Below are 21,760 nucleotides of genomic sequence, written 5' to 3'. Positions count from 1 at the left end.
ATCAAGAACATTCGAAGAAGTCCTCAATGTAGATGTCAGTGTCGCCATTCGGGGCGGCACGTTTTCCAGGGAGTGGAAACGAAAATGAATAGCCATGAAGTCGAGTTTTGCTGGCGGATGCGTCAGCCGATGGTTGCCGAAGTGTCCATCGAAACTCTTGTCGCGCCGATGATTGACGGGCTCAGTGGGAGCGTGTTGGATCCTTCAGTGGTCAAAGCCATCGTTCGCATTTCTCCTTATGCCAACATGAGCTGCGGCGATCAGTTGATGCTGTATTGGGAGGGGCTGGATATCGAAGGCTTCACCTATCAATACGAGAGTGTTCGATTCATCAGCCAGGCTCAGGTCGGCAGGGACGTAATCTTCGTCATCAAGGCCATGCATGTGGCTGCGCTGGATGGAGGCTCGCTGGAGGTTTACTGGACACTGCAAAGTGCGTCCGCGCCCAAGGCAGTGGAATCTGCACGCCTGCAACTGTCTGTGGGCGACATACGCACGCAATTGTTGGCGCCACAGATCGAAGGCTCGGTAAACGGAGCGCTGGAGCCATCGCGAGTGGCCGAGGGCACCCTGGTGACTCTGCAGCCTTACGCGAGGATGTCGGCGGGCGATCGGGTGATGTTGTCCTGGCACGGCGATACCTCGCCCGAGATCTTTACCGACTCATTGAACGTGGAGGCCTACTCCGTCGCGCAATGCCTGTCGTTCTGGGTGCCGGGTAGCTACATCGAAGCTCACCGAGGTGGTGAAGTGGTCGTCGCCTACCGTGTCGAACAACGCTGTGGAACGGTTCGAGCGTCCGAGCCTGCCACGGTTTTCCTAGGGCCTGCAGTGCGTGCGCAATTGCCTGCGCCGGATGTCGTCGAGGCAGTTGAAAACGTGTTGTCACTGAAGGATTCGGTCGACGGCGTTTCCGTTCTCATCGAAGGGGCGCAGGTGCAAGAGGATGAGTTGGTCTATCTCAAGTGTGACGGTGAGTTCTTCAGTCACCGGGATGATCTTGAAATTACGCGGGAGACGGCTGGTCAAGCGGTGTGTTTCATTGTCCCTCACCGGTTCTGGCGTGAACATCACGGCACAACGGTGCAGATCGCCTACACCGTGGAGCGTCTGGACGATGTCAGTCAGCAATCCCCCGTTAGGCAAATCAGCGTGGAGGCTTTGCCAGTGAATGCCGGCCCTCCGCGCTTTGAATGAGCGGGAGGGCGGTTCGATCAACGTTCGGCTTGTGCGACGCGTCGTGCGGCATCGGTCAGCAATCGCTCAGTTGCATCGAAGCCGAGGCAGCCGTCGGTGATCGATACGCCGTAGCTTAGAGAGCTGCTCAGCGGCTGGCAGCCTTCGAACAGGTGAGATTCCAGCATCATGCCGATCAGCGAGTGGTTTCCCCGCAGGCGTTGTTCAAGGACGTCATTGAAGACTGCTGGCTGGCGCAGTGGATCCTTGCCGCTGTTGGCATGGCTGCAATCGACCATGATCCGGCTGGGGATCTTCAGTCTGCTGAGCTCGGCGCTGATGTTGGCCACGCTGGTTGCATCGTAGTTCGGCCCTTGATGGCCACCGCGCAGCACGATGTGGGTGTCAGCGTTGCCGGCTGTCTGCACGATCGCCGGATGCCCTTGGCTGTCGACGCCGAAGTGCCGATGCGGATGGGCTGCCGAGCGCATGGCGTCGACAGCAACGGCGGCGCCGCCGTCGGTGCCGTTCTTGAAGCCCACCGGCATGTTCAGGCCGCTGGCCATTTCGCGGTGGATTTGCGATTCGGTGGTGCGGGCACCAATGGCCACCCAGCTCAGCAGGTCATCAAAGTAGTTGGCGGCCATGGGTTGCAGGAGTTCGGTAGCGACCGGTAGTCCGAGCCGGATCATTTCCAGCATCAGTTCGCGCGACAGCGTCAGACCGGCAGCCATATCGTCAGTGCCGTCCAGATGCGGATCGTAGGCCAGACCTTTCCAGCCGATCGTCGTTCGCGGCTTTTCGACGTAGGCACGCATGACCAGCAGCATTTCACCGCTGACATCTTCGGCCAGGCGAGCGAGTTTGCTGGCGTATTCGATTGCCGACTGCGGATCATGGATAGAGCAGGGGCCAACGATGACCAGCAGGCGCGGGTCTTCACCGTCGAGGATGGCGCGCACCGCCTGGCGATGGGCATTGACCTGCTGATGCAAGGAGTGGCTGAGCGGTAATTGCTGTTTGAGCTGCAATGAACTGGGCAGACGCAGGGTCAGCGCTTCGTTGGCAGAGTCGAGAGTGGACAGCGGCAAAGCGGAAACTGAAGAGTTCATGTTCGGTCTTCCTGGGCGGATGGCGGGTTTTTCCCGCGCACTCGGCCCTACTGGGGTGTTCGACAAATGGCCGTACGGGCTAGGCGTGTGTGTTTGCCACCGGTAGGTGACCGATCGGAGGCGGCAGGCTGTCCCGAGCGGAGGCTGGTAAATCGCCAGGCGCTAAAGCTGTCGTAACGGTAATAAGTGGCGTAGTTCATGGTGGAATCCTCGAAGTGTGGTGTGTCGCTGAAAGTGATGGGCCTGAAAAAACAAAACCCCCGGTCGGGAGGCCGACCGGGGGTTGAGAAATCTCTGGTAGGCGACCCGTTATCATGGGCGCCGTTTGGGTATCAGGCGCGCCAGTGGCTAAACCAATACCCAAAATAAAAGTTGTCTGGAGCGCAGGCGTCGTTGACCCACGCAGCCGCAATCGAGCGCGAGGCGCTGGCGATGCAAGACTGTGAAGAGGCGTTGAACATGGTCTGTCTCCGATGAATACGCCGAGCTTACTCGACGCTGATACGCGTCAGCAATCAGAAAATGCTATTGCGTGCCGAGCGAAACGGCTATCACTGGTAAACGATCTGGTTAAAGTACATTTTTACGATTGGAGAGAGCTGAATGAGTTATCGAATTCGGCATGCCACCCATGATGATCTTGCGTTTGCGCGGGATCTGACCTGTCGCAACATGCTGCGCTATTACATTGACCACGATCTGTTGTGGCAGGACGAGGCATTCGACGCAGGCTGGCAGTATCGTGAGAACTGGATGATCCTCCAGGATGAACTGCTGATCGGCTTTGTCAGTCTGAGCGAGGATGCCCGAGCGCTGTACATACGCGAATTGCAGATTGATCATCCGTGGCAAGGGCAGGGCGCCGGTTCCTGGGCCATTGATCAGGTGATCGAGATGGCTCGGCAGGCAAGGCGACCGGCACTGCGGCTGACAGTGTTTGACAATAACCCGGCGCAAAAACTGTATGCATCTAAAGGACTGCACATCGTGGGCAGGGATGAGTGTTTCCTCAGAATGCAGCTCGATTTGAGTACAGCTGTGCTCTGAAACCCACAGCCGGCAAGCCCTGAATGACGAATTGAAACTTTTTAAATGCGGCTTTCCGCTAGGTCTGTCTGGCACTTTTTGCTAAGGTGTCCGGCATCCCAATAAGACCATATCGCGAGGTGTCTGCTTGATTAGGGTGCTAGTGGTCGACGACCATGATCTCGTTCGTACAGGCATTACACGGATGCTGGCCGATATCGATGGCCTGCAGGTGGTGGGTCAGGCCGAGTCAGGTGAAGAGTCCCTGATCAAAGCCCGTGAATTGAAGCCTGACGTAGTGCTCATGGACGTCAAGATGCCCGGCATCGGCGGCCTCGAGGCCACACGGAAACTGCTGCGCAGCCACCCGGACATCAAGGTGGTTGCCGTTACGGTGTGCGAGGAAGACCCTTTCCCGACGCGTTTGCTGCAGGCCGGCGCCGCCGGTTACCTGACCAAGGGGGCAGGTCTCCCGGAAATGGTTCAGGCCATTCGGCTGGTTTTCGCCGGGCAGCGTTACATCAGTCCCCAGATCGCTCAGCAGTTGGCGATCAAATCATTCCAGCCAACCAATGATTCGCCGTTCGATGCCTTGTCGGAGCGGGAAATCCAGATTGCCTTGATGATTGTCGGCTGCCAGAAGGTCCAGATCATTTCCGACAAGTTGTGCCTGTCGCCGAAAACCGTGAACACCTACCGCTACCGCATTTTCGAGAAGCTTTCGATCAGCAGCGACGTCGAGCTGACACTGCTCGCGGTGCGTCACGGCATGGTGGATGCCAGCGCCTGACCATGACCGAGACATTTGATTCCAGTGCTTTCCTGTCGACCGTCAGCGGTCGCCCGGGCGTCTATCGCATGTTCGACAGCGAGGCGCGCCTGCTGTATGTCGGCAAGGCGAAAAACCTGAAGAAACGTCTGGCGAGCTACTTTCGCAAGACCGGGCTGGCGCCGAAAACGGCTGCACTGGTCGGGCGTATCGCTCAGGTCGAGACGACCATCACCGCCAACGAAACCGAAGCGCTGCTGCTGGAACAGACGCTGATCAAGGAGTGGCGCCCGCCGTACAACATCCTGCTGCGCGACGATAAATCCTATCCGTACGTGTTTCTCTCCGACGGACAGTTTCCGCGCCTGAGCATCCATCGCGGCGCAAAAAAGGCCAAGGGCAAGTATTTCGGCCCCTATCCGAGTGCCGGCGCCATTCGCGAAAGCCTGAGCATCCTGCAAAAAACCTTTTTCGTCCGTCAGTGTGAAGACAGCTATTACAAGAACCGCACCCGTCCGTGCCTGCAATACCAGATCAAACGCTGCAAGGCACCATGCGTGGGTTTGGTCGAGCCTGACGTCTACGCCGAAGACGTGCGCCACTCGGTGATGTTCCTCGAAGGTCGCAGCCACGCGCTGACCAACGAGCTGTCCACCGCGATGGAAGAGGCAGCGATCAATCTCGAATTCGAACGCGCGGCCGAATTGCGTGACCAGATCGCCTTGCTGCGCCGGGTGCAGGACCAGCAAAGCATGGAAGGCGGAACCGGCGATATCGACGTTATTGCCGCATTCGTCAACCCAGGCGGCGCCTGTGTCCACCTGATCAGCGTGCGCGGCGGGCGAGTGCTGGGTAGCAAGAATTTTTTCCCGCAGGTCGGCATCGAGGAAGACGTTTCCGAAGTCATGGCGGCGTTTCTCGGCCAGTACTACATCAGCAGCCCCGAGCGCGATTTGCCGAGCGAGTTGATCGTGAATGTGGTTCACGAAGATTTTCCAGCGCTGATCGAAGGGATTCATACCTTGCGCGGCCGCGAATTGGCCATCAGTCACCGGGTGCGCGGTACCCGTGCGCGCTGGCAGCAACTGGCAGTGACCAACGCTGAGCAAGCCTTGGGCGCGCGTCTGGCCAACCGTCAGCACACCGCCGCGCGATTCGACGCGCTGGCCGAAGTGCTGAATCTGGATGAGCCGCCGCAACGTTTGGAATGCTACGACATCAGTCATTCCAGCGGCGAAGCTACGGTTGCCTCCTGCGTGGTGTTCGGGCCGGAAGGTGCGATCAAGTCGGATTACCGCCGCTACAACATCGAAGGCGTCACCGCCGGCGACGATTATGCGGCCATGCACCAGGCGCTGACCCGCCGGTTCAGCAAACTCAAGGACGGCGAAGGCAAGTTGCCGGACATCCTGCTGGTCGACGGTGGCAAGGGTCAATTGTCGATGGCCCGTGATGTGCTCAACGAATTGGCCGTGCCGGATCTGATCCTGTTGGGCGTCGCCAAAGGCGCCACGCGCAAGGCCGGTTTCGAAACGTTGTATCTGAATGATGCAGCCCACGAGTTCACCTTGCGCGGCGATTCACCCGCCTTGCACCTGATTCAGCAGATCCGCGATGAGGCGCACCGCTTCGCAATTACGGGGCATCGCGCTCGTCGCGGCAAGACCCGCCGAACCTCAACGCTGGAAGGCGTGGCAGGGGTAGGGCCGACCCGCCGCCGTGACCTGTTGAAACATTTTGGTGGATTGCAGGAGCTGTCTCGTGCAAGCATCGAAGAGATCGCCAAAGCCCCGGGGATCAGTAAAAAGCTCGCTGAGTCGATTTATGCGAACCTGCATAGTGAGTAGAATGCCCCTTCACCTCGTAGCCAGTTGTGCCGATGAATATCCCTAATCTGATTACCGTTCTACGCGTCCTGCTCATCCCGATCTTTATTTTGCTGTTCTATCTGCCCTACGAGTGGAGTTACATGGCCTCCGCTTCGGTGTTCGCCTTCGCGGCCGCAACCGACTGGCTCGATGGTTACCTGGCGCGCCGACTGGAGCAGAGCACACCGTTCGGGGCGTTTCTCGATCCGGTCGCCGACAAGCTGATGGTCGCTGTTGCCCTGGTCTTGCTGGTGCAGGAACACGGCAATCTTTGGCTGACGCTGCCAGCGGCGGTCATCATCGGTCGTGAGATCGTGATTTCGGCACTGCGCGAATGGATGGCCGAACTCGGCGCACGAGCGCAGGTAGCCGTTTCCAATCTGGGCAAATGGAAAACCGCTGCGCAGATGCTCGCGCTGGTGATTCTGCTGGCTCATCCAAAGGCATTCAGCTTCTGGGTCGTGCTCGGTTATACGCTGCTGATCGTATCGGCAGGGCTGACCCTGTGGTCGATGGTTCAATACCTTCGCGCCGCCTGGCCGCACCTGAAGACCGATGTCGAAAATAAATAAAAGTTTTTTGAATCAAGGGGTTGACGGGGCATCTTAATTCTATAGAATGCGCCACACCAAGCGGGAATAGCTCAGTTGGTAGAGCACGACCTTGCCAAGGTCGGGGTCGCGAGTTCGAGTCTCGTTTCCCGCTCCAATTTGTACAGTGTTTGTTGTTGTGCTACTGACAGCAAAGACTTTGAGGCCGAGTAGCAAAATGGTTATGCAGTGGATTGCAAATCCACCTACGCCGGTTCGATTCCGACCTCGGCCTCCACTATCAAAAACCCCGTAGATCAATGATCTACGGGGTTTTTTGTTGTCTGCAGAAAAGTGTGGTGCTCACCTGTTTGCGGAGGGTCAATCAGTCAAGCACGATCCGGTCTGGATGTGGCTGGCACCTTCCACCGTGAGATTCGAGAAAAAGATGCAGCCAATGAGCCGCGCGAACAGCGTCAATGTCTCTGCAAGATCGGGGTTGTCAAACAGAACAGCCCTTGAGTCCAGAGCACATAAGGCACCCCAGAGTCTCCCGTCCGGCAGGAAAACAGGCGCGCCTGCGTAGCTTTCAATCGAATATTGCTTCACCACAGGACGTGACGAAAGTCGTCCATCCTGGCTGATTTGTGGAAGGAAGAGGGCTTGCGGATTTCGTCGAAACTCACTGCAAAGGGTGGTTTCCAGATCCAGCGTATCGCCGACATTTATTCCCAGTTCAATCGGATCGTACGCCGAACAAACGATCCACTCTGTTTCAGTGAATTTTGCGATGCCGGCAAAGCGTGTACCGGTCAGACGGGTGACAAGTTGCAGGATATTGGTGGTCGCTTCGATCTCGGCGATCGCCGAGCGCTCCTCTTGGCTTAAAGACGCTTTTAGAACGGTGTCACTCATTTGCATGGAATCAAATCTCCTGATTGCTTGTACATCCCTGAGCACTGCTCTGGTGACGTTCTGTGAGGCGTGATCGTGGTTGAAGGGGGGGGGGGGGGCGTGCTGATTACCCTTTGATTATTGATTTCGGCGCCATCCTTTAGCGTAGACATCCCGTCCAGTCCTGGGTTGCCTGCTCATAATCTCAATCGATGAAACATCTGTCACCCGTGCAGCTAAGGTGATGGTGAGCGTCTGAATCTTTTGAGTTTATCGTCTCAATTTCCAGTCGGGTTGCTGCGATTTGCCAGTAACCTCGGCGTCTACTTCAAGCAAACTCCGTAGCTCCCTGATTTCTGAGGCTTTTTGATTTTCCTTGGTCAGCGATATTTAGTTCTCAAATCGCGCACTCCAAACTTGCTTCACCGGGACGTGATGTATATATTCCCCGCTCGGCTTTTCAAGCGGCCATCCTGTCAGGATCGCAACCGCAAGGCTGAGCAAAGCAACACCGCGCTACCGCCCGAATGGCGAAACTGGTAGACGCATGGGACTTAAAATCCCCCGCTCGTAAGGGCGTGCCGGTTCGATTCCGGCTTCGGGCACCATATATATCAAGGGCTTGCATGACATATCTCATGCAAGCCCTTCGTTATTTTTTCCGCAATCAAAAAATCTTTTCCGCAATTCGTGACCGTCAGTCACTTCGTAGGGGTAACCTTCATCCCCTTCCGCATGCGGATGTACTGTTCTGTCATCCCGACGGTTGTATGTCCGAGCTGGTCCCGAGCTTCTCGGATGCTGCCTGTTGACTCCTCCTTATCCGTCGCCGCTTTTGCTCTTAGATCGCGCATCTGAAATTCTGCTTTTGGAATCCCGGCTGCTTCCCTGGCGCCATCGAACCGTTTTCTGAGCATGCTGGTTGTCATCGGCTGCCCAGAGTCGATTACTACGAGACGTGTTGATCTGATTTTGTGTCCAGCCTTTCGTGCCATGATTCGATCGATTACGACTTTGAGCTCACCAATGATCTCGATCCTTCGTTTAGCCCCAGTCTTGCCTTGCTGAACAGAGAGCTTCCCGTCTTTTATGTCTCGCTCATCCATCTTCAATGTGTCTGCGACCCTCTGACCTGTTAGATAGAACAGGTCCAAAGCGTCTCTCAATGGCTGATCGGCATGCTGGTAGGCTCTGGCAAGTACGTCGTCTTCGACATATATATCGCGACCGGTTTCTTTATTGCCTTTCACGCCTGAGCAAGGATTTGCCAAGGATGTATAGCCATTCTCACGAGCAAAGTTCCAGATGGAGCTGAGTAACGCTTTCTCCCGATTCGCACGAATAGGTGCTGCCTTACCGCGATGACGAAGGTACTGGCTAACATGTTTCGGTTCGATTGCTTCTAGAGGAGCGGGCGGGTCGTTGAAGAACAGGAGAAGGTTTTTCAGTTCGCGCGCGTTGTCCTTTTGGGTGGCGTGGGCTTTTGTGGGAACCACCTCATTCATATAAAGCTCGGCTACGTAAGCAAAGGTAAGTACGGTTTGTGTCAAAGCTTGAGAGACGCGGCTTTTTTCGAGCTTTGCGTACTCTAGTATGGCTAGGCCGTAATCTGTACCTAGGGGGATTTCCTTGCGTGGTTTCCCGCCAGTGTCGTAAAGGTAATAGGTGGTGTTGCCGCGTTTTCTCTCGCGCAGCCGGGGAATGCTCCCCGGCTTTGTTGGTCTTCGTCCCATTTATCCCACCAGGCGCGGCTGCCACGTTGGAGTTTCTGGCGCGGTGGTAGTTGCTCCTGTCAGCGCCGAGGCAATCACGCAAGGCCAGCCATTGCGCTTGATGGTGTGACGGATGCCATTGCGCTTCAGTACTGTAATCTGACCGGCTTTAGTTTTAGCTCCGGTAAGCTCGCAGACCTGCTCATGGCTAAGAAATTGAATGTTCATGCTGCCTCCTTGCTAGGAAATACAGAGCGCTTCGAATGCGCTTGCTGCCACGACTGGAACCTGTCCGTTGCCAATGGCCTTAAGTCGGTCCACCCGATGGGCCACCCCATCAGCCACTCGGCCCATTCCGGGTTCAGATGACCACCATCCAATGCCATCACGGCGTGATCCAGACGATCGTTCGAGCGGTCGGCCCCGGATCGGCGAGTTAGTGCGGCAGGGGAGGATCCCTTTGCCATGCTCGCCACCGGTGTTGGCCATCGTCTGACGTGTGTCTTCTGCGATGAGCCAGATCCGGTCACGCTGATGATGGGCACCGAGGTCAGCCGCTCCGATAACACCCCATCGCGCGTCATACCCCATTTCGGCAAGGTCACCGAGCACCACGGCAAGTCCTCTTCCCACAAGCAATGGTGAGTTCTCCAGTTCGACGTAGCGCGGTCGTACCTCATCGGTAACTCGTGCCATCTGCCGCCACAGTCCTGAGCGTTCTCCGGCGATACCGAGGCCGTTGCCTGCGACCGAGATGTCCTGACAAGGAAATCCTCCCGAAACCACGTCAACAAGGCCTCGCCAGGGTCGTCCGTCAAAACTGCACACGTCAGACCAAATCGGGAAAGGCGGGAGCAGTCCATCGGTTTGTCGTTGCGCCAGAATCTGTGCGGCGTAGGCATCACGCTCAACTGCGCAGACGGTGCGCCAGCCGAGGAGATGGCCGCCGAGTATTCCGCCACCAGCGCCTGCGAAAAGAGCCAGCTCATTCACGCAGCCTCCACAGTGACTTTCTCGGCGCTGGCGAGTGGTTTTCCGGCCAGGCTGTCTTCGATTTCTGGCTGCGGTTGCGCAGTCATTGCAAGCACCTGTTCGCGCAGGGACCAAGCATCACGCTCGAGTTTCTTGCCGGTACGAAAGGCGCTGAAGGTTTCGGCGGCGATCCGCAGCAACTCGCCGATGGCGACCAGCGTCTGGTGCTCGGCCGGGCCGAAGAGGGGGGCTGCTTCAAGTCGTTTGCAGGTTTGCGCCAAGCGAGTGTGATCGGCCCGGATGAGCTGCAGGGAGGCCCGAAGCTCGCGGATGGTTTTGGCGCTCGCGGCGCGCTGGATGTCTTCACCCTCGCGCATACCTGTCTCCAGACCATCACTGCGGCCCATGATGTAACCGCCCCAGAGCAGCAGGGCGGCCAGAGCTATCAGGATGATCAATGCACCGATTTGTATTGGGGTCATCATATGGTGTGCTCCTGGGATTGTCGTTGGCCGGTGGTGACGGCCGTCAGTGGTGTGGGGGCAACACGGCATTGGCCGTCCTGCTGCCGCTGCATGTCTTCATCAGCCTTGTAGGCGCGGATGTCGATCAGCGAGGCGACGTGGCGGATGTGCGCGTACTTCAAGGCCTTGCGGCTGGTGTCCAGCGTGGTGATCGGAAGCTGGATCCGGCCGCTGTTGATCTCCGTCACGAACGACTGTTCGTTGAGATTGCGAAAGTACTGCTCGCGGACTTTTTCCAGCGGGATCAGGACGTCACCGAAGATTCGATAGAGCAGTTCAACGGTGGCCGATTCGGGCGCCGGATGCAGTCGAAGCGGATTCTGTGCAGCGTTACTCATGGCCTTGTCGAGCCTCCTTGCGTTGTTGTCGTGCCGGGTGGTTCCAGGCGTTCAGGCAGTGGCGTTTAGTCAGCTCGCGCAGATGTTCGGGCACTTCGAGGAGCGCAGCGTTGCGCTCCTCGCGTGTGCGCATAGAAACGATCTGGCGGGCATACTCCCTAGGCCACGTCACGGCGATCTGCCGGAATGGCAGGAAGATCGATGTCCAACTGCTCGGCCAGCCAGCGGATGCCGGCTTGCATGACCCGGGTCGACTGGCTGTACTGCATTCCGCATTTTTCGTCATACCAAGGGCTGTCCTTGATCCGCAGGTACGCTTTGTCGCGCTTCGGGTCCGCCGGCAGGTTTCCCTTGAGCAAACCTTTTTCCCGCATGAGAGCGATTAGTTTGGGGCGAGTGAGGCCGAGTTGAGCGGCTGCTTGGGCGAGGGTGCGTTCCATTGCGTCCCCTCATGCCGCGTGCGCAGCAGGAGTGGCTGCTGCAGCAAGGTGGTTGATGGACTCAATGAGCCTTGCGTAGGTCTCGGCATCGGGGTCGTACAAGGTGAAGCAGCGTGTATGCGGACTCTTGTTGCCGATGCTCAAGATGGCGGTGACGCCGCGGCGCGTATGAGTGCGATGCAGAGCCACATGCAGGGGAAGTTCAAAACCCATGTCGAGGCTCAGCACGCCGCCGGTGTGCACCAATTCGAATACGCGCTGCTTGTCCTGGACATCAAAACGGCCGTATTGACGATCGGCATGCGGGAGATGCGCCAGGTCGCTGGAGTTGCGCGCGTCGAACGGACCGTTGGCAATCTCTTCAATAAAGTCGGCCAGTTTGAGGTGCATTTTCTTGTCGTTTGGCAGGGTCAGCGTGTGGCGTTCGCTGCCCAGCTCCACGACAAAAGTGCTTTCCATTGCGCCGCGCTCAGCCTTGAGACGGAATGCCAGGCATTCACGCTTCGGGGCTGTGCGCAGGACGTGGTTGAAGGTCTCGGTTAGGTTGACCTGGGCGTTGAGCAACTGCAGGGTGCGGTTGTCGATTTTGTACTTGATCATGCCGCGTGCCCTCCACCTTTTGGGTCGAAACACTTGGCAGGAGGGCGACTTTTTTTGGAGGCGTTGATGCTTATAAAAGCGCAGCCACATTCTCGGGCCAGACGACGAACCTCGAAAATTCGGCAGGGGTCAGCGATGGTTGGGTGCAGATGAATCGTAGCTTTGGTATGCATAAATTTGCCTCGCTCTGTGGTTAAAGAGTGAGTGCAAATTAGCAACAGCTAATCTGTTTCGCAATAGCAAATGCTAAATTTCAAATCTCAAGGTACTTTGAAGGCTTCAAGATAGCCCCTACGTAATGGATTTTCTCGACCAGCTTTTCTTCCAGGAAAATAGGCGGGTAGCTGTCGTTAATGCTGTCGAACCGCAGTTGACCGTCCCGACGGTAAATGAACTCTTTCACCATTGCCCTACCATCGGTGGTCCGCACGAGGACCTCATCGCCAGTCTGATAACCATGATTCGGCTCAATGAGCACAAACTCCCCGTTTTTGATGCGTGGATGCATGCTGCTTCCCACGACTTTCAAGCCATATGCATCGGGATCGGAACTGATAATTTCCAAGTATCCATCGCCATGACCTGGAGGATATTCAAGTGCGTCGAAGTAGCCATCAGTACCCAACATAGCCTTTCCTACTACGGGTACTGGGGCAGGGCGCCGGTGCTCGCTTGCTTCCCGCTCTTCAGCTGTTCTAAGGGCGGTTTCGTTGATGGTTGCATTGAAGAACGCGGGGTGGGGCAAAACTGGAGGCTTGAGGCCAAGAGCGATCCAAGCGGCGGTGATTTGATGCTGGTCTTCGGCGGAGTAGGTTCCCGTCGTAAGCAAATCAGCAGGAATTGCGAGCTTTTTTGCAAGGTTCGTGGCAGCTCGGTCACCCAATGTCCGGTGCCCGTTCAGGATCTGAGAAATGTACGAAGCGTCCACATCGGCATGCGCTCCGGCAAAGTCTTTGAGTTGGTTTTCACCAATCAGGGCTTTAAGAATCGTGAGGCGTTTTTCGTAGATATTCATATAGGGAATCATCCGTGCTCCGTTAGCAAAATGTAAATTACGTTTTGCTATTGCGGACCGGATTAGCAGTTGCTAATCTTGTGTTGAATAGGGGGTTAGCAATGACGCTTCTCGAATACATAAAGATCCTAGACGACGCACAGCTCAAGACCTTTGCCTCTCGATGTAATACCTCAGTCGGCCAATTAAAGCAGGTTGCTTATGGCAATCGCCGAGCGAACGCAGCTTTATCTATTTCGATTGATCGGCATAGCGGCAGTCGTGTGACGTGTGAGTCGTTAAGGCCAGACATTGATTGGCAATACCTGCGAATGCAGGCACCAGCTAATCACAGAGTAGAAAACGCTGCATAGAAAAAAGGCGACCCTAGGGGCGCCCAGTTTCTCCCGACAGCATCACCACAATGCTATCGGGTCGCGATGTCAGAAGGCGAGCACACCACATGCCGCCGACCTTCATCGCGTTTCCAAGGCTCGGAAGCCTTGGTGTTGCTGCCGTTCTTACCACAGAGCTGGCAGCTGTTGCGCCAGGGGTGAACAACGGATTGTACGCCCCGGCACGGTGCCGGTTGTCCCCTGCAAGGGTTACCGGCGTTTGGGCCTCTCCAGACCACGCGGCAAATGTATCACCAACTTCTGTCGCGCGGCACTGGCAACTTTTAGGATTAATGCCATGAGCCGTATCGCTCTCAGTTCTCTGGAACGGGCGCAGCGGGAAATCCTGCCGCTCGATTTAGCGCTGTACCACGCCGCTCGCGATTACCCGGGCGGCGCTGCTGCCATCGCAGCCACGACCGGTCGTAACCCGACCACGCTGCAGCACAAGCTGTCGCCGACTCATCCGAGCCACTCCATCAACATTCAGGAATTCGGCGAGATCCTCGAACTGACCAAGGATCGCCGGATTCTCGATGCGGTGCATGCGCTGGTCGGTGACACGGTCTGGCAGGAGCTGGCCGACACCTACACCAACGACATGCCCGAGACCCTGACCACGGGTATCGCCGAATACTTCCGCCAGGTCGCTGATCTGGCCGAGACCTGGGCCAAGAGCATCGGCGACGGTGTGGTGACTGATCAGGAACTGGCAGCGATTCGCCTGCAGGTGTTCCGGGGCATTCAAGGGCTGCTCGGGTTGTTCAACCGCGCCACCTACGTCAACCAGACGACGCGAGGTGCTGACCGTGGCTGACATCGCCGATTTCGCTAACGACCTGGTGCAGGAACGCATCGATCAGGCCATGGCGGCGCGCAGCGCTGCCAAAGCCGAAAGCGCTGCCCATTCCTTGCTGTTCTGTGAAGCCTGCGACGACCCGATCCCGGAAGCCCGTCGTTTGGCTCAGCCGGGCTGCTCGCAATGCATCAGTTGCCAATCCCTCTCTGAGCGGGGGATTCAGCATGCTCGATGAGGTATTGGGCCAATTCGCCGATTACGGTCTGGAGCCAGCGCAACCGCTGGTGTTCGGCAAGCTGACCCGCTGCAAGACTTCGCAGGACAAGGGCAAAGAAAAGAACGGCTGGTACGTGGTCCACGAGCAGCGCACGGAGAAGGGCGACACGCTTATCTTCGGCGCTTTCGGTGACTGGCGTTCGGGCGAGACGCAGAAGATCAAGGTCAAGGCCGGTCGTATGTCGCCGGAAGAGCGCGAAGTGATGCGCGCTCGCCAGGAAGAAGCCAAGCGCCGCGCTGCGGAAATCGCGAATAACGCTGCGCGGCGGGCCGCAAAAAGAGCGCAAGGTTTGTTCGAGCGAATGCCGACCACCGGGCGCAGCGATTACCTGGACCGCAAACAGATCGTCGGCATCAACGTCCGCTACGCGCCACGCACCGGTGCGGTATTGGTGCCGATGAACAATGCCCGTGATCAAATCATGGGCCTGCAGGTGATCTTCCCGAACAAGCAGGAAGACACTGGCCGGGACAAATCTTACTGGCCTTACGGGATGGCGAAGGAGGGTACTTTTCACCTGCTCGGTCCGCACCCGGTACCGGGCGAACCGGTGCTGGTGTGTGAGGGCTACGCCACCGGCGCCAGCCTGCACATGGCGACATCGCTTGCCGTGGCCGTGGCCTTCGATGCGGGCAACCTGCTGGCTGTGTGCAAGGTCATGCGCGAGCGCTTCGCCGGTTGCCCGCTGATCATCTGTCGCGACGACGACTGGAAGACCACCAAGCCTAATGGCGATGCGTGGAACCCCGGTGAAGAGAAGGCTAGCAACGCCGCGCTGATCATCGGTGCCCAGGTCGTTGCGCCGATCTTCTCGATTGAGCGTCACGACAAGTGGACCGACTTCAACGACCTGCACGTCGCCGAAGGCCTCGACGCGGTTCGCCGCCAAGTGCTGGCCGTGGTCCGCCCACCGGCAGCCGGTGGCTGGAAAGATCAACTGGCCCGCAGTGAAAGCGGTGCCTTGATCGCGCACATGCAGAACGTCGAACTGATCCTCGCTCACGACGAGCGCTGGGCCGGGGTGATCAGCTACTGCGCTTTCAGCTCGAAGATCGTCAAGCTGCGTGCGGCGCCTTATGGCGGTGGCACCGGGGAGTGGGCCGACATCGACGACGTGCGCGTCATGAAGTGGCTCGCACAGCAGTACAACCTGCGTGTGAAGTCCTCGCATGTGATCGAGGCCGTAAGTGTCGTGGCGCACGACCACGCCTTTCACCCGGTGCGCGAGTACCTGAAAAAGCTGGAATGGGATCGTGTGCCACGCCTTGAGCGTTGGTTGACCGATGTCATGGGCGTGAAGACAACGGACTACACGTCCAAGGTCGGCAAGCGCTGGATGATCTCGGCCGTGGCGCGGGTGATGAAGCCCGGTTGCAAGGCCGACTCGGTGATGATCCTCGAAGGCGTACAAGGCGCCGGTAAGTCGACCGCCATGAGCGTGCTCGGCGGTGAGTGGTTCATGGATACGCCGTTTGCTCTCGGTGACAAGGACGGCTTTCAGGCGATCCGCGGTAAGTGGATCGTCGAGCTGGGCGAGCTGGACAGCTTCAACAAGGCCGAGAGCACCAAGGCCAAGCAGTTCTTCTCGGCATCGACTGACACCTACCGCGAAAGCTATGGCCGTAGAACCCTGGACGTGCCACGCCAGTGTGTGTTCGTCGGTACCACCAACCAGGACGAATACCTCAAAGACGCCACCGGCAACCGCCGGTATTGGCCGGTGGCCTGTACCAAGGTCGACGTGGCGTTGCTGCGCGAGATCCGCGATCAGCTGTGGGCCGAAGCGATGTTCTGCTTTGAGGCCGGCGACCTCTGGTGGGTGACGCGAGAGGAAGCGCCAATGTTCAGCGAGGAACAGGACGAACGCTTCGTGGTGGACGAGTGGGAAACGCCCATCCTGACCTGGCTCGAAGAATCGCAGATTGGTGAGACTACCACCGGCAGTGAGGTGATGAGCCAGGCGCTCAAGCTCGATCCTGGTCATTGGGGCAAACCCGAGCAGATGCGCGTGGGTGCGATCTTGCATCGTCTGGGCTGGCGACGGTTCCGTTTGGGCGCCTTGAGCAAGAGCGGTCAGCGGCCTTGGGCGTACAAGAAACCGGTGGGTTGGGGCAGGGCGCCTGCGCTGGAACAATCTCAGTTCGAGGAGCCGTGCTTCGATGATTAAGGCAATCGATATGGCCCTCAAGCAATGGGCGCAGGAGCTGCACAGCGATGAGGTCGCCGCCGGTTACTCGGGCGGCAACATGGTCGCGATGATGATGGAGAGTGGTGGCCAGCTGGTGCGCGGTAGACGCGGGAGCCGGGTGCCGCTCGAGGCGTCTTTGGACATTGAGCGCATCGTCAAGAAACGCCTCGACCCCGAGCTGATGACGGTGGTGCAGGTGCATTACTTCCAGCCTGATGCGCCCTTGGCGGCACGTCTGACGCGCAGTGGCTGCACACGCAACGTTTACTACCAGCGCCTGCATGACGCCCACATCGTGGTCGAGCACTTCCTCCTAGGGGAAGCGGCTTGATCGTGGGCATTACTCTGGCTCATGCCGTCCCACTGGCCTGCCTCCGTCCCACCGCTTTTTGCGGTGGTGGGACGGGCGCAGGCCGCGTATTTGTTGGACTGTCCCACCGTCCCACCTTTTTTGCCTCCCTCCCGTGTATGCGTAGCGGGCACAGATACGCGTGTTCACGCGCACGCGTGTTTTTAAATATTCTCTCTATACACGAGAAAGGAGAGATAAAAGTAGGACAGTGGGGCAAAGCCCCAATCTACGGGGCTTTCAGACGTCCCACCTTGTTTTAGAGAGGTGGGACGCATGGGACGCCAGAAAAGCAAAAGACAGCCGGGATAGATATTCACCGACATTCGCCAGCCGTTCACCGGGCGTAAGCCACACATTCACCGGATGGCATTAAAACGGTCTTGCTGCCACCAGAATCGACCTGTAAAAAGGGGCCATCTTCGATGGGTGCGACCGCAAAGCGCGGCAGGCCACCCACCACCTGACCCGGCCATTGCGCCGGGTCTTTTTGTTTAAGGGGCAGGGCAATGACGAACGAGCAACAGGCGCTGGCAGAGATGCCGATCTGGTTGGTCATTGCCCTGTCATTGGTTGGAGGCGTGTCCGGCGAGATGTGGCGTGCTGACAAGGATGGGGCGCGAGGCTGGGCGTTATTGCGCCGGCTAGCACTTCGGTCCGGTGCCTGCATCGTTTGCGGCGTGTCGGCGATGATGTTGTTGTTCGGCGCGGGCCTGTCGATCTGGACGGCGGGCGCCCTGGGTTGCCTGACCGCAATGGCCGGCGCGGATGTAGCCATCGGCTTGTACGAACGCTGGGTGGCCAAGCGGCTGGACCTGAATGAGGCCGAACCGAAGGCATGAGCTGGGCAGGCCGGGTGGCGCTCCGATTTTACGGGTCCTCCCCAAGGGCCGCCCCCTACACGGGTTATGGAACTCGCGGAATCTCTCTAGCTGAAACCTTTGCAGGGATGTCCGTCTTTCCAAATGGATCGGGGCAGGGCCTAGCACTCGGATGCCGAGTCGATCAGCCGGGCCGGGCAGAAAACCGCCGGGGACCCTGGAGACTTTCAAAGGACACGGGGTCGGAAACCCGCGGGATCGTGTTAGTGGGAGACCCACCAGCTTACTGAAATTTCAATCCACTGAAATCTTGAAAGGATTCATTGAAAATCGCTGAAAAGGAGGGCCTATGAGCACAGCTACGTACATGTTCCGTCACTGCTCGCCACCAACGGGATCGGCTCAGCGTGATGTGTACAGTCACGTCTCAGACCAATCCGAACCGACTAACATGGCTGCGCCGCCGCCCGCTGATTCTGCGCATGGGCAGACCCCAGACTTTCAGAAAGCGCGTGCACATCGCGAACACCTCCCGGCGCGGATGGCTGAGATGGAGTTTCGCAAGGCGCAGGGTGAACTGGTCGAGATCAGCTTCGTGCAGAAGGATGCGTATGAGACGGCAAGTTCGATCAGTCATTGCTGAGCATGTCGCCACAATGGCACCGCAGCTCGCCGCGCTATCGGACCCGTGGGAAGTGGAACGACAGCAGACTGCTGCGCTACGTCAACGGCTAAATGAAGCGTCTCAAGGTTCTAGCGACGACTTTGTATTTTTATTGGCCGAGTGCTGAAGCAAGGGGAATTCAGATGAAATCAAATGGTCCGCTTACGGCCAGAAGCGGTCATCTGGATCGGATTGAAGCGGGGCCGAGAATTACGCTCTCAGCCCATAAAACACGGTCAGACAGTCACCACGATTTTGCCGATTTGTTGATTGGCCTCAAGGAAACGATGAGCATCCTGGATGTCGCTAAGCGCGAATGTCTTGGCGATGACCGGGCGCAACGCACCAGACTTCAGCCCTTGCAGAATAAAAGCCTTCGCTCTTTCCAAGGCTTCAAGGTCGGCCACAATCTCTGCGTAGAGATATCCCTTCAAGGTCAAGCTTTTGCCTAGTACGGTAAACAGCGGGAATGGCGTCGGCTCAGAGCTAAGTGCGCCGTATTCCAGCAAGATTCCGCCTCGCGCCATGCTCTGCGTGAGGGGTTCAAAGGACGGCCCGCCTACGGGATCAAACACCACGCGCGCGCCTTGACCGGCAGTTATCGCCATAACACGCTCGACGATGTCCTCTTCATCACTGACGATGACGTGCGCAGCGCCAGCATCAAGTAAGGCTTGCTTCTTCGCGCGGGTTCGAGTGATTGCAATTGACGTAGCTCCGACCATACGAGCAAGTTGGAAGGCGGCTAGGCCAACACTGCTTGAAGCAGCGGTGACGATGACAAAGTCGTCTTGCCGCAGCTTCGCTTGTTCGATCAATGCACCCCAAGCGGTGACGTACTGCATCCAAGACGCAGCAGCCTCTTCAAAGGATAAGTTCTCAGGACTCTTCACCACTAGGTGAGCCGGTACATTGGCCAGCTCGCCGTAAGTGCCCCATCGAGCGATATCCAAAGGCGGGATTACAGCGACCTCATCACCAATCTTGATTTCCGTTACGTCGGTACCGATTGCAACCACGACGCCTGCGGCCTCGTATCCCAAGCGGCTAGGGAACTCGGCCTCCTGTAGATAGGCGTGATTGCGAAACATCACTTCGGCCCGGTTCAAGCCAATAGCTTTAACGCCAATCTGCACCTCATTTGGTGCCGGTGCCGAAATTTGCAAATCTTCCAGCTTCAGAACGCTGGCATCACCGTATTCGTGGATTCTGACAATGCGTGCCATGTTGGGTACCTCGTTTGTTAATGGGCTTCGATGTAAATCCGGAATGTCTCCAGCCACTCGAAGGGTGACGAGAATTTAGACCTTGGTGAGTAACGGATAAAGGCCTACGATGGCTTATCACTAGAAACATGGTGTTTATAATGGATCGCTTAACGCAGATGGCTACGTTCGTCAAAACGGTTGAGCTGGGTTCTTTCAGCGCCGCTGCGGACGATCTGAACTTGTCCCCTCAGCTGGTAGGGAAACAGGTGAAAATGCTCGAACAACACCTCGGTGTCTCCCTATTGCTACGGACTACTCGCAGGCAAAGCCTTACTGACTTCGGCAGGACGTTCTACCAGCGCGCGAAACTGATCCTTGCAGACATGCAGTCCGCCGAGAGCCTGGCTGCCCTTACTCGTGGCACACCAATCGGTCGACTTCGAATCAACGCACCGGTTACGTTCGGAATTCGCGCGCTTTCTCCGCGCCTGCTTGAATACATGGTTCGGTACCCACAGGTGTCTATCGACCTGACCCTATCGAACGAGCTGGTAGATATCGTCGATCATGGTTACGACGTGGTCTTTCGCATCGGCGAGTTGGTGAGCAGTGGGTTGAAGGCGATGCCGCTAGAGCCCTATCAAATGGTTTTGTGCGCTGCACCGTCCTACCTTGCACGTCGCCCTCCTATCACGAATCCTTGGGATCTACAGCAGCAGGAGTGCCTGGGTTTTACCTATTCTGATGGTCGCTCGCACTGGAGCTTCGATAGTCGAGAGGGGCGTATCGATGTCCCAATTACAAGCAAATTGACGATTAATCAGGGTGATCCACTGCTGGCAGCAGCAGTAGCCGGTCTGGGTATAGTTCTACAGCCTATAGAGCTGGTTAGCGATGCGTTGCGTGATGGGACTTTGGTGCGTCTGCTACCGCAGTACCCGGTTCCGACTACCTCAATGCATATGCTCTACGCCCCTGACCAAAGAATGACCCCAAAGCTGCGCAGCTTTTTGGAGTTCGCACGTGAGGCGTTTGGGCCACGGGGGACTCTCTGACTGTAGGAGAATTATGGCCGCTACTGGCCGATTGCTGCCGCTCCGATCGTGCGCATCTGGCCTAATGGTCGCTCGTGAGCGAGTCGACGATCGAGATCCTTCTGGAAATGGAGCTTCTTCATGATTTGACCGAATGACATGGAGAATTTTTCGAAGTGCGCAAGAAGTTGCGCAATTGGTCGTAATATTTCAGGGCCTATATCCCCTGCAGCCCAAGCGGTTCAAGGCCTGCAGCCAAGTGCGCAAGAAGTTGCGCAGTACTGCGCAACTTCTTGCGCACTTCTCCCGGTTATTCCGCTGAAAATCGCCCCGAATGATCACCAACTACCGTGGCGCCCCCGCCATCCGGGCACCGCGCAAAACCTGGCACGCTCCTTGATAACTCTCAGCTACCCACCGGGCGATTTCGCCTCCGGGCACCCTAACTTTATCCGCAAGGAGAGCACCCCATGGCAACACCAGCGTACATGTCGGTTACCGGCGAAAAACAAGGCCTGATCACTGCCGGCGCTTTCACCGCCGACTCCGTTGGCAACACCTACCAGGAAGGCCACGAAGACCAGGTTATGGTTCAGGCTTTCACCCACGACGTGATCATCCCGCGTGACCCGCAATCCGGTCAGCCAACCGGTCAGCGCGTACACAAGCCAGTTGTGATCACCAAGGTCTACGACAAGGCTTCGCCACTGCTGCAAGCAGCTCTGACTTCCGGCGAGCGCATGAGCGAAATCGTTATCCAGTGGTACCGCACTTCGGCTCAAGGCACCCAAGAGCACTACTACACCACCAAACTGGAAGACGCGATCATCGTCGCCATCAACAACAAAATGCACAACTGCCAGGATCCAGGCAACGCGCACTTCACCCACCTGGAAGAAGTGCAGTTCACCTACCGCAAAATCACCTGGACCCACGAAGTATCCGGTACTTCGGGTTCCGATGACTGGCGTGCTCCAGTCGTTTAATTACGGCTGATGTTGTATTCACCCCGGTCGGCATTGCCGATCGGGGTGCTTTGACCTAAAGAATTCTTGCGTGCATCAGGCTTG

General features: G+C 57.4%; 25 protein-coding genes and 3 tRNA genes. 16 read left to right on the top strand and 12 right to left on the bottom strand.

The features are described 5' to 3' along the window. Positions 1 to 84: 84 nt before the first annotated feature. The gene (locus tag JWU58_RS14935; protein ID WP_123442622.1) at positions 85 to 1,197 is read left to right on the top strand and encodes a hypothetical protein; all 1,113 of its coding nucleotides are present in this window, start codon (positions 85 to 87) and stop codon (positions 1,195 to 1,197) included. Between the two features lie 17 nt (positions 1,198 to 1,214). Here JWU58_RS14935 and JWU58_RS14930 read toward each other — a convergent pair whose 3' ends face one another. Next, the gene (locus tag JWU58_RS14930) at positions 1,215 to 2,288 is read right to left on the bottom strand and encodes a 3-deoxy-7-phosphoheptulonate synthase (RefSeq protein ID WP_024012760.1); all 1,074 of its coding nucleotides are present in this window, start codon (positions 2,286 to 2,288) and stop codon (positions 1,215 to 1,217) included. Between the two features lie 603 nt (positions 2,289 to 2,891). Between JWU58_RS14930 and JWU58_RS14925 the strand changes: the two genes are divergently transcribed. The 6 genes from JWU58_RS14925 to JWU58_RS14900 all read left to right on the top strand — a co-directional run bounded on the left by JWU58_RS14925 (position 2,892) and on the right by JWU58_RS14900 (position 6,779). Continuing rightward, positions 2,892 to 3,335, top strand: a complete 444-nt coding sequence (locus JWU58_RS14925) for a GNAT family N-acetyltransferase (RefSeq protein WP_016774511.1) — start codon at positions 2,892 to 2,894, stop codon at positions 3,333 to 3,335. A gap of 127 nt (positions 3,336 to 3,462) precedes the next feature. Continuing rightward, the gene (gene gacA / locus JWU58_RS14920; RefSeq protein ID WP_024012761.1) at positions 3,463 to 4,104 is read left to right on the top strand and encodes a response regulator transcription factor GacA; all 642 of its coding nucleotides are present in this window, start codon (positions 3,463 to 3,465) and stop codon (positions 4,102 to 4,104) included. A gap of 2 nt (positions 4,105 to 4,106) precedes the next feature. Then, complete coding sequence (gene uvrC, locus JWU58_RS14915; RefSeq protein WP_024012762.1) at positions 4,107 to 5,930, top strand: excinuclease ABC subunit UvrC; 1,824 nt, start codon at positions 4,107 to 4,109, stop codon at positions 5,928 to 5,930. 32 nt (positions 5,931 to 5,962) lie between these two features. Beyond that, complete coding sequence (pgsA, locus tag JWU58_RS14910) at positions 5,963 to 6,523, top strand: CDP-diacylglycerol--glycerol-3-phosphate 3-phosphatidyltransferase (RefSeq protein ID WP_206420402.1); 561 nt, start codon at positions 5,963 to 5,965, stop codon at positions 6,521 to 6,523. Between the two features lie 60 nt (positions 6,524 to 6,583). After that, a tRNA-Gly gene (locus JWU58_RS14905) sits at positions 6,584 to 6,659 on the top strand. A 46-nt stretch (positions 6,660 to 6,705) separates the two neighbouring features. Next, positions 6,706 to 6,779: transfer RNA gene (locus JWU58_RS14900), tRNA-Cys, on the top strand. 83 nt (positions 6,780 to 6,862) lie between these two features. Here JWU58_RS14900 and JWU58_RS14895 read toward each other — a convergent pair. Beyond that, the gene (locus tag JWU58_RS14895; RefSeq protein WP_163012213.1) at positions 6,863 to 7,396 is read right to left on the bottom strand and encodes a GAF domain-containing protein; all 534 of its coding nucleotides are present in this window, start codon (positions 7,394 to 7,396) and stop codon (positions 6,863 to 6,865) included. A 500-nt stretch (positions 7,397 to 7,896) separates the two neighbouring features. Here JWU58_RS14895 and JWU58_RS14890 point away from each other — a divergent pair. Then, a tRNA-Leu gene (locus JWU58_RS14890) sits at positions 7,897 to 7,983 on the top strand. Positions 7,984 to 8,076: 93 nt separating this feature from the next. On the opposite strand, the gene JWU58_RS14885 is transcribed toward JWU58_RS14890, so the two are convergent. The 8 genes from JWU58_RS14885 to JWU58_RS14850 all read right to left on the bottom strand — a co-directional run bounded on the left by JWU58_RS14885 (position 8,077) and on the right by JWU58_RS14850 (position 12,976). Beyond that, complete coding sequence (locus tag JWU58_RS14885; RefSeq protein ID WP_206420400.1) at positions 8,077 to 9,108, bottom strand: site-specific integrase; 1,032 nt, start codon at positions 9,106 to 9,108, stop codon at positions 8,077 to 8,079. Further along, positions 9,109 to 9,315 (bottom strand): DUF4224 domain-containing protein, encoded by a 207-nt coding sequence (locus JWU58_RS14880; RefSeq protein ID WP_102358625.1) that lies wholly within the window; start codon positions 9,313 to 9,315, stop codon positions 9,109 to 9,111. A gap of 12 nt (positions 9,316 to 9,327) precedes the next feature. Beyond that, complete coding sequence (locus JWU58_RS14875) at positions 9,328 to 10,080, bottom strand: DNA cytosine methyltransferase (RefSeq protein WP_206420399.1); 753 nt, start codon at positions 10,078 to 10,080, stop codon at positions 9,328 to 9,330. Continuing rightward, positions 10,077 to 10,544, bottom strand: coding sequence for a hypothetical protein (locus tag JWU58_RS14870; RefSeq protein WP_206420397.1), 468 nt, complete (start codon positions 10,542 to 10,544; stop codon positions 10,077 to 10,079). Before JWU58_RS14870 ends, JWU58_RS14875 begins: the two co-directional genes overlap by 4 nt. Beyond that, positions 10,541 to 10,921, bottom strand: a complete 381-nt coding sequence (locus tag JWU58_RS14865) for a pyocin activator PrtN family protein (protein ID WP_206420396.1) — start codon at positions 10,919 to 10,921, stop codon at positions 10,541 to 10,543. The genes JWU58_RS14870 and JWU58_RS14865 overlap by 4 nt, the downstream gene beginning before the upstream one ends. A gap of 158 nt (positions 10,922 to 11,079) precedes the next feature. After that, positions 11,080 to 11,361 (bottom strand): phage antirepressor KilAC domain-containing protein, encoded by a 282-nt coding sequence (locus tag JWU58_RS14860; protein ID WP_083368984.1) that lies wholly within the window; start codon positions 11,359 to 11,361, stop codon positions 11,080 to 11,082. A gap of 9 nt (positions 11,362 to 11,370) precedes the next feature. Beyond that, positions 11,371 to 11,961 (bottom strand): hypothetical protein, encoded by a 591-nt coding sequence (locus JWU58_RS14855; RefSeq protein ID WP_206420394.1) that lies wholly within the window; start codon positions 11,959 to 11,961, stop codon positions 11,371 to 11,373. Between the two features lie 253 nt (positions 11,962 to 12,214). After that, a complete protein-coding gene (locus JWU58_RS14850; protein ID WP_103367201.1) occupies positions 12,215 to 12,976 on the bottom strand; it encodes a S24 family peptidase in 762 nt (253 codons plus the stop codon). Between the two features lie 101 nt (positions 12,977 to 13,077). On the opposite strand from JWU58_RS14850, the gene JWU58_RS14845 reads away from it, so the two are divergent. The 5 genes from JWU58_RS14845 to JWU58_RS14825 all read left to right on the top strand — a co-directional run bounded on the left by JWU58_RS14845 (position 13,078) and on the right by JWU58_RS14825 (position 16,945). Next, positions 13,078 to 13,329, top strand: a complete 252-nt coding sequence (locus JWU58_RS14845) for a transcriptional regulator (protein ID WP_122707914.1) — start codon at positions 13,078 to 13,080, stop codon at positions 13,327 to 13,329. A 319-nt stretch (positions 13,330 to 13,648) separates the two neighbouring features. Continuing rightward, positions 13,649 to 14,167: a phage regulatory CII family protein gene (locus tag JWU58_RS14840; RefSeq protein WP_083368989.1), complete on the top strand. Its 519-nt coding sequence runs from the start codon at positions 13,649 to 13,651 to the stop codon at positions 14,165 to 14,167. Beyond that, positions 14,160 to 14,384, top strand: coding sequence for a TraR/DksA family transcriptional regulator (locus JWU58_RS14835; RefSeq protein WP_008080171.1), 225 nt, complete (start codon positions 14,160 to 14,162; stop codon positions 14,382 to 14,384). The genes JWU58_RS14840 and JWU58_RS14835 overlap by 8 nt, the downstream gene beginning before the upstream one ends. Further along, positions 14,374 to 16,593 (top strand): virulence-associated E family protein, encoded by a 2,220-nt coding sequence (locus tag JWU58_RS14830; protein ID WP_206420393.1) that lies wholly within the window; start codon positions 14,374 to 14,376, stop codon positions 16,591 to 16,593. Before JWU58_RS14835 ends, JWU58_RS14830 begins: the two co-directional genes overlap by 11 nt. After that, the gene (locus JWU58_RS14825; protein ID WP_134023329.1) at positions 16,586 to 16,945 is read left to right on the top strand and encodes a PA0613 family protein; all 360 of its coding nucleotides are present in this window, start codon (positions 16,586 to 16,588) and stop codon (positions 16,943 to 16,945) included. Before JWU58_RS14830 ends, JWU58_RS14825 begins: the two co-directional genes overlap by 8 nt. 355 nt (positions 16,946 to 17,300) lie before the next feature. On the opposite strand, the gene JWU58_RS14820 is transcribed toward JWU58_RS14825, so the two are convergent. Then, positions 17,301 to 17,522: a hypothetical protein gene (locus JWU58_RS14820; protein WP_206422228.1), complete on the bottom strand. Its 222-nt coding sequence runs from the start codon at positions 17,520 to 17,522 to the stop codon at positions 17,301 to 17,303. Here JWU58_RS14820 and JWU58_RS14815 point away from each other — a divergent pair. Next, complete coding sequence (locus JWU58_RS14815; RefSeq protein ID WP_047598490.1) at positions 17,473 to 17,805, top strand: phage holin family protein; 333 nt, start codon at positions 17,473 to 17,475, stop codon at positions 17,803 to 17,805. The two genes, JWU58_RS14820 and JWU58_RS14815, sit on opposite strands and share 50 nt — an antisense overlap. A gap of 879 nt (positions 17,806 to 18,684) precedes the next feature. Here the strand turns inward: JWU58_RS14815 and JWU58_RS14805 are convergent. Further along, the gene (locus JWU58_RS14805; RefSeq protein ID WP_206420390.1) at positions 18,685 to 19,674 is read right to left on the bottom strand and encodes a zinc-dependent alcohol dehydrogenase family protein; all 990 of its coding nucleotides are present in this window, start codon (positions 19,672 to 19,674) and stop codon (positions 18,685 to 18,687) included. 140 nt (positions 19,675 to 19,814) lie between these two features. Between JWU58_RS14805 and JWU58_RS14800 the strand changes: the two genes are divergently transcribed. Together JWU58_RS14800 and JWU58_RS14795 are read left to right on the top strand one after the other, a co-directional pair. After that, positions 19,815 to 20,711 carry a LysR family transcriptional regulator gene (locus tag JWU58_RS14800; RefSeq protein ID WP_206420389.1) on the top strand — a complete coding sequence of 299 codons (897 nt, stop codon included), beginning with the start codon at positions 19,815 to 19,817 and terminating at the stop codon, positions 20,709 to 20,711. A gap of 449 nt (positions 20,712 to 21,160) precedes the next feature. Next, positions 21,161 to 21,676: an Hcp family type VI secretion system effector gene (locus JWU58_RS14795; RefSeq protein ID WP_007949952.1), complete on the top strand. Its 516-nt coding sequence runs from the start codon at positions 21,161 to 21,163 to the stop codon at positions 21,674 to 21,676. Positions 21,677 to 21,760 lie beyond the last annotated feature (84 nt).

This window comes from Pseudomonas atacamensis (assembly GCF_017167965.1).
Classification (GTDB): domain Bacteria; phylum Pseudomonadota; class Gammaproteobacteria; order Pseudomonadales; family Pseudomonadaceae; genus Aquipseudomonas; species Aquipseudomonas atacamensis.
Note: the sequence above shows the minus strand (reverse complement) of the source record. Positions and strands in the feature narration are given on the sequence as shown.

Excerpts from the sequence above, each read along its gene's own strand:
- JWU58_RS14935 (WP_123442622.1), top strand. The coding sequence starts at position 85 with ATGAATAGCCATGAAGTCGAGTTTTGCTGGCGGATGCGTCAGCCGATG.
- JWU58_RS14930 (WP_024012760.1), bottom strand. The coding sequence starts at position 2,288 with ATGAACTCTTCAGTTTCCGCTTTGCCGCTGTCCACTCTCGACTCTGCC.
- JWU58_RS14925 (WP_016774511.1), top strand. The coding sequence starts at position 2,892 with ATGAGTTATCGAATTCGGCATGCCACCCATGATGATCTTGCGTTTGCG.
- uvrC (WP_024012762.1), top strand. The coding sequence starts at position 4,107 with ATGACCGAGACATTTGATTCCAGTGCTTTCCTGTCGACCGTCAGCGGT.
- pgsA (WP_206420402.1), top strand. The coding sequence starts at position 5,963 with ATGAATATCCCTAATCTGATTACCGTTCTACGCGTCCTGCTCATCCCG.
- JWU58_RS14895 (WP_163012213.1), bottom strand. The coding sequence starts at position 7,396 with ATGAGTGACACCGTTCTAAAAGCGTCTTTAAGCCAAGAGGAGCGCTCG.
- JWU58_RS14885 (WP_206420400.1), bottom strand. The coding sequence starts at position 9,108 with ATGGGACGAAGACCAACAAAGCCGGGGAGCATTCCCCGGCTGCGCGAG.
- JWU58_RS14880 (WP_102358625.1), bottom strand. The coding sequence starts at position 9,315 with ATGAACATTCAATTTCTTAGCCATGAGCAGGTCTGCGAGCTTACCGGA.
- JWU58_RS14870 (WP_206420397.1), bottom strand. The coding sequence starts at position 10,544 with ATGATGACCCCAATACAAATCGGTGCATTGATCATCCTGATAGCTCTG.
- JWU58_RS14865 (WP_206420396.1), bottom strand. The coding sequence starts at position 10,921 with ATGAGTAACGCTGCACAGAATCCGCTTCGACTGCATCCGGCGCCCGAA.
- JWU58_RS14860 (WP_083368984.1), bottom strand. The coding sequence starts at position 11,361 with ATGGAACGCACCCTCGCCCAAGCAGCCGCTCAACTCGGCCTCACTCGC.
- JWU58_RS14855 (WP_206420394.1), bottom strand. The coding sequence starts at position 11,961 with ATGATCAAGTACAAAATCGACAACCGCACCCTGCAGTTGCTCAACGCC.
- JWU58_RS14850 (WP_103367201.1), bottom strand. The coding sequence starts at position 12,976 with ATGAATATCTACGAAAAACGCCTCACGATTCTTAAAGCCCTGATTGGT.
- JWU58_RS14845 (WP_122707914.1), top strand. The coding sequence starts at position 13,078 with ATGACGCTTCTCGAATACATAAAGATCCTAGACGACGCACAGCTCAAG.
- JWU58_RS14840 (WP_083368989.1), top strand. The coding sequence starts at position 13,649 with ATGAGCCGTATCGCTCTCAGTTCTCTGGAACGGGCGCAGCGGGAAATC.
- JWU58_RS14830 (WP_206420393.1), top strand. The coding sequence starts at position 14,374 with ATGCTCGATGAGGTATTGGGCCAATTCGCCGATTACGGTCTGGAGCCA.
- JWU58_RS14825 (WP_134023329.1), top strand. The coding sequence starts at position 16,586 with ATGATTAAGGCAATCGATATGGCCCTCAAGCAATGGGCGCAGGAGCTG.
- JWU58_RS14815 (WP_047598490.1), top strand. The coding sequence starts at position 17,473 with ATGACGAACGAGCAACAGGCGCTGGCAGAGATGCCGATCTGGTTGGTC.
- JWU58_RS14820 (WP_206422228.1), bottom strand. The coding sequence starts at position 17,522 with ATGACCAACCAGATCGGCATCTCTGCCAGCGCCTGTTGCTCGTTCGTC.
- JWU58_RS14805 (WP_206420390.1), bottom strand. The coding sequence starts at position 19,674 with ATGGCACGCATTGTCAGAATCCACGAATACGGTGATGCCAGCGTTCTG.
- JWU58_RS14800 (WP_206420389.1), top strand. The coding sequence starts at position 19,815 with ATGGATCGCTTAACGCAGATGGCTACGTTCGTCAAAACGGTTGAGCTG.
- JWU58_RS14795 (WP_007949952.1), top strand. The coding sequence starts at position 21,161 with ATGGCAACACCAGCGTACATGTCGGTTACCGGCGAAAAACAAGGCCTG.